This window comes from Rhizobium sp. SJZ105 (assembly GCF_007828365.1).
GTDB classification, from domain to species: Bacteria; Pseudomonadota; Alphaproteobacteria; order Rhizobiales; family Rhizobiaceae; genus Agrobacterium; species Agrobacterium tumefaciens.
The window spans coordinates 1-3,844 of the sequence record NZ_VIUP01000035.1 but is presented as its reverse complement, the minus strand read 5'-3'; the positions used below and the strand labels follow the sequence as shown (position 1 = coordinate 3,844).

The window sequence follows — 3,844 nt, the reverse complement described above, 5'->3', positions numbered from 1 at the left end:
TCATGCCCCCTCGCAGCAGGGGGCAGGCAAGTCTTCACATCCTCCTTTCTCTTTGCATTCCAGTCATATGCCTCCCCGTTTGGGGCGAGGCGCACTGTAGATGAAGTTCGATCCCCAAAACAGGCCGAGGAGAGCAAATACAAGATAGGTCAATCGCATGGAGAATCTCGCAGCCAGGGAAACATGATGGAAAGGCGCAGTCTGCTTTCCTGATACCAGAGGAAGCCCGACTTTAGCCTTGAGGTGTCGATGCTGATAACTGACGATCTTTGCCTGTCACTCCTTGCCCCACTTAGCGACGATGATGGTTCCGAGCATTGCCATCGCGCCGCCGAGGATGGTGTTGACGGATGGATGATCTCCGAAAAAAACGAAGGCAAAGAGTGTTGCCAGCGGCGCGACCAGGTAGAGGAAGTTCGCCGCCAGACCGGCAGGCAACTCACCCAGTGCATAGTTCCAGGCGAAATAGGCAAGGATCGTCGGGAATAGCGCCAACCCTGTCACGGCTGCCATCGTTGAAGGCGAGGCCTGCATGAATTGCAACGTCGCTTCCGGGGCCCATGGCAACAGGAATAGCGCACCGCAAACAAGGGTGTAGGCTGTGCAAGGAAGTGCCCCATAGATCGCAACCAGTGGCTTTTGCAGCACGAAGTAGGCGGCGGAGCACAGGGCCGCCAGCAGAATGAACGTCGCCCCGGCCCCGAATGCCAGGCCGCCGGGCTGGTTGATGGCAATGATAGTGACGCCTGTAAAGCTGACCGCACATCCCAGCCAGCCGACCAATCTGAAGTGCTCGCCCAGCATGACCCAGGCCAAAAGCGCCGTCATGATCGGAATGATGTTGGAGATGAAACTGGCTGCTCCAACCGAAACGGTGGTCTGTCCCGTGTTGATAAAGACGCTGTAGAGAGTGAAGCCGAGCAGGCCGCAGATGGCAAAGCGGAGCATATGTGGCCAGGATGGCAGTTTCGGGCGCTTCCAGGTCAGCCAGCCGAGCGCTATCAGTCCGGCCATTTCGAACCGCGCTGTCGCCAGTGGGATAGGACGCATTTCTCTCAGAGAAAATGCGATAACGAGAAAGGCTGCCGACCATGAAAGGACGGACAAAGCGACAGCGGCATATGCCCATCCTATTGAACCGGCTTTGAACCTTTCTGTCATCGGCTTTGAAGGAAGCCATTCATCATCCCCACCTTTCTGTCTTAATGGGAAGCCCAGCAGGAACGCATGGGCTTTCGGACATGCGTATGGCCTTATGGAACGAGCACGAGGCTACCAGCCGTTTGCCCCGATTCAAGATCGGTTTGTGCCTGGGCTGCCTCTGACAACGAGTATTCGCCGCCCGGTTCCGGCATGATTCCTTGACGTATCGCAGCAATGACCGCCTTTGCTGCGAGATGATAGGTTTCCTGTTCCGCCGCATAGGCCATGACACTGGGTCGGGCCAGTGATAGCGAACGGGTGGGACCGAGTTCTTCAACGGACACGGGCGGGATCGGCCCAGCCGCTTGCCCGATGGAGGCGACAGTGCCGAAGCGCCTGACGCAGCCGAGCGTCTTGCGCAGCATCTCACCGCCGATACCGTCGATCGCGAAATCGACACCTCTGCCTTTCGTCAGTCGACCGATTTCCAACACGATATCTGCCTCACGACCGACGACGACGTGATCAACGCCATTTGCGCGTGCGATGTCCGCTTTTCCCGATGATCCTGCCGTGCCGATGACAATACATCCGAGGGACTTCGCCCACAGCGTCAGGACAGTGCCGAGACCACCGGCAGCAGCATGAATGAGCAAAGTCTCTCCTCGCTTGACCGGGTATGTCCGGGTCAGGAGCATGTGCGCCGTTAGCCCCCGCAGGAAGGAGGCGGCGGCTATCCTTGTGCTGATGTCATCGGGCAATTTAATCGCGCGCCAGGCGGGTAACAGGCGCGTTGCAGCATATGCGCCTGGTATGCCGGTATATGCAACGCGGTCGCCAACTTGAATGTCGCCGACTTCCGGGCCGACCGCCTCGATAACCCCGGCGCCTTCCACCCCGAGAACAGCCGGTAGCGGCAAGGGGTAAAGGCCGATACGCTGGTATATGTCGATGAAGTTTACGCCGATGGCTTCATGGCGGATGCGAAGTTCGCCCGGTCCCGGCGCTTGTGGTGGGCAAGCGGAAACTCGGAGATTGTCGCCGTCGCCGGCGGCGATCAGTTCTACCTTTTTGTCCATGCCTCACCTCCGTACAAGGGAAGTGTGTCATCTGGCGAACCGATAGAAAATCCCCTATTATCTCCCCATCGATGTGAAGAATTTAACCGATGAACTGGGACGATCTCCGCTATTTCAGCGCCCTGGCTTCGGCTGGCTCCCTGTCTGCCGCGGCCCGACACCTCGCGGTCGAACACGCAACCGTCGCCCGACGCATTGCATCGCTGGAGGGGGCTCTTGGCTTAGCGCTCGTTGACCGGCGCGGCCGGCGCTGGACCTTGACCGCAGAGGGTGAGCGGATTGCCGCCATCGCAGACAAGATGGCGACTGAGGCACGAGCTGTCCAAAGAGCGGCAGATGGTGCGCGATCCGAATTATCCGGAACTGTTACGGTCAGCGCTCCGCCAGCCCTTGCGCTCCAACGTCTCACGGCCCCGTTGGTCGAACTGCAAAATCGCCACCCACATCTGATCATCAGGATCATCGGTGAATCCCGCACTTCCTCGCTCGATCGAGGAGAAGCTGACATTGCTGTCCGCTTGAGCCGCCCTGAAGAAGGTGATCTGACAATCACCAGGCTGGGAAAGATCGATTTCCGGCTCTACGCCAGTCCCGATTATCTGGCTGCCAACACCGCAGACAACTGGCGTTTCGTTGGCTATGACGGGGTATCGGCGCGCGCTCCGCAACAGGCGGCGATCGAGGATTTCGCAGCAGGCCGACCGTTCTCGTTTTACGCAAGCAGCCTGGAAATCCAACAGGCCGCCGTGCGTGCCGGCGCAGGTGTTGCGGCGCTACCGGATTTTATCGGTATGTCAGACGAGAAGCTGGTCCCGGTTCTGCCAGGCGTCGGCTTGATTTCGCGTGACATCTGGCTTGTCGTACATTCTGACCTCAAGCGCTCAGCACCTGTGAAGGCCGTTTCACGGCGAATGCGTGAGATCTTCGGAACGGCGTAAAGACATTGTGCATGTCGCGAAACTCCCAAGTTTGCAAACATTTCAACCGTTGGCGATATCGAGTGGCTAAATTTCGGTTGAAACCTCGATGTCCTGGTTCAGCACGGCGCTCTCAACGAAGTTTCCGAGGGCACGCGCCGTAGAGTCGTAGATCGACTTCTCGCCATCCGCGCTTGAGAGCGTGAGTACGAAGGCGACCTCCTGCGGCCCTGCCTGGCTATGGTGCGTCCACCCGAACTGATACAGGTCGCGCATGTAAACGCGAGCGTATAGCCGCATATGCGACCCCGAAAAGCCGAGCCCGCTGCTTTTGGTAAAATCCCGACAATGCCTTCTGATCGGTTGCCATTTTCGGAGTTCTTCGCGCGCGTCGTTCTCCGGCAGCGTCGATTCCTTCATTGAGCCGAGAAGGGATGGCCATTTCTTTGGCCCGGTAGGGTACATCAAAGATGTCTCCAGCCGAGATGCGAAATAATTCGCGCCGCCGAACGGCGAAACGAGAGGGCGCAGTACGGCGGTCAGGCTGGCGCGGCCAAACAGCTTTCCATCTCGCACCAGCTCGGGAGGGATGGGGATGTCATTCCAGTAGTAGGCCCAGTCGGCCCGAAGCTGATGAGGTGGAACGGCCCTTCTCAAACGGCATCAAGTGCCTAACGTGGTCGTGTTGAAACGCCACAAAGAGGA

4 protein-coding genes are annotated in these 3,844 nt (G+C 58.5%); 1 reads left to right on the top strand and 3 read right to left on the bottom strand.

What is annotated here, in order from left to right; genetic code table 11:
* Nucleotides 1–276 precede the first annotated feature (276 nt).
* Nucleotides 277–1,161 carry a DMT family transporter gene (locus tag FB593_RS27330; RefSeq protein ID WP_145167654.1) on the bottom strand — a complete coding sequence of 295 codons (885 nt, stop codon included), beginning with the start codon at nt 1,159–1,161 and terminating at the stop codon, nt 277–279.
* 92 nt (nt 1,162–1,253) lie between these two features.
* Nucleotides 1,254–2,222 (bottom strand): quinone oxidoreductase family protein, encoded by a 969-nt coding sequence (locus FB593_RS27325; RefSeq protein ID WP_145167652.1) that lies wholly within the window; start codon nt 2,220–2,222, stop codon nt 1,254–1,256.
* 89 nt (nt 2,223–2,311) lie between these two features.
* On the opposite strand from FB593_RS27325, the gene FB593_RS27320 reads away from it, so the two are divergent.
* Nucleotides 2,312–3,160: a LysR family transcriptional regulator gene (locus FB593_RS27320; RefSeq protein WP_145167650.1), complete on the top strand. Its 849-nt coding sequence runs from the start codon at nt 2,312–2,314 to the stop codon at nt 3,158–3,160.
* 66 nt (nt 3,161–3,226) lie between these two features.
* Here the strand turns inward: FB593_RS27320 and FB593_RS27315 are convergent, their stop codons facing one another.
* Nucleotides 3,227–3,796, bottom strand: a complete 570-nt coding sequence (locus FB593_RS27315) for a hypothetical protein (protein WP_186448006.1) — start codon at nt 3,794–3,796, stop codon at nt 3,227–3,229.
* Nucleotides 3,797–3,844 lie beyond the last annotated feature (48 nt).

Excerpts from the sequence above, each read along its gene's own strand:
- FB593_RS27325 (WP_145167652.1), bottom strand. The coding sequence starts at position 2,222 with ATGGACAAAAAGGTAGAACTGATCGCCGCCGGCGACGGCGACAATCTC.
- FB593_RS27330 (WP_145167654.1), bottom strand. The coding sequence starts at position 1,161 with ATGACAGAAAGGTTCAAAGCCGGTTCAATAGGATGGGCATATGCCGCT.
- FB593_RS27320 (WP_145167650.1), top strand. The coding sequence starts at position 2,312 with ATGAACTGGGACGATCTCCGCTATTTCAGCGCCCTGGCTTCGGCTGGC.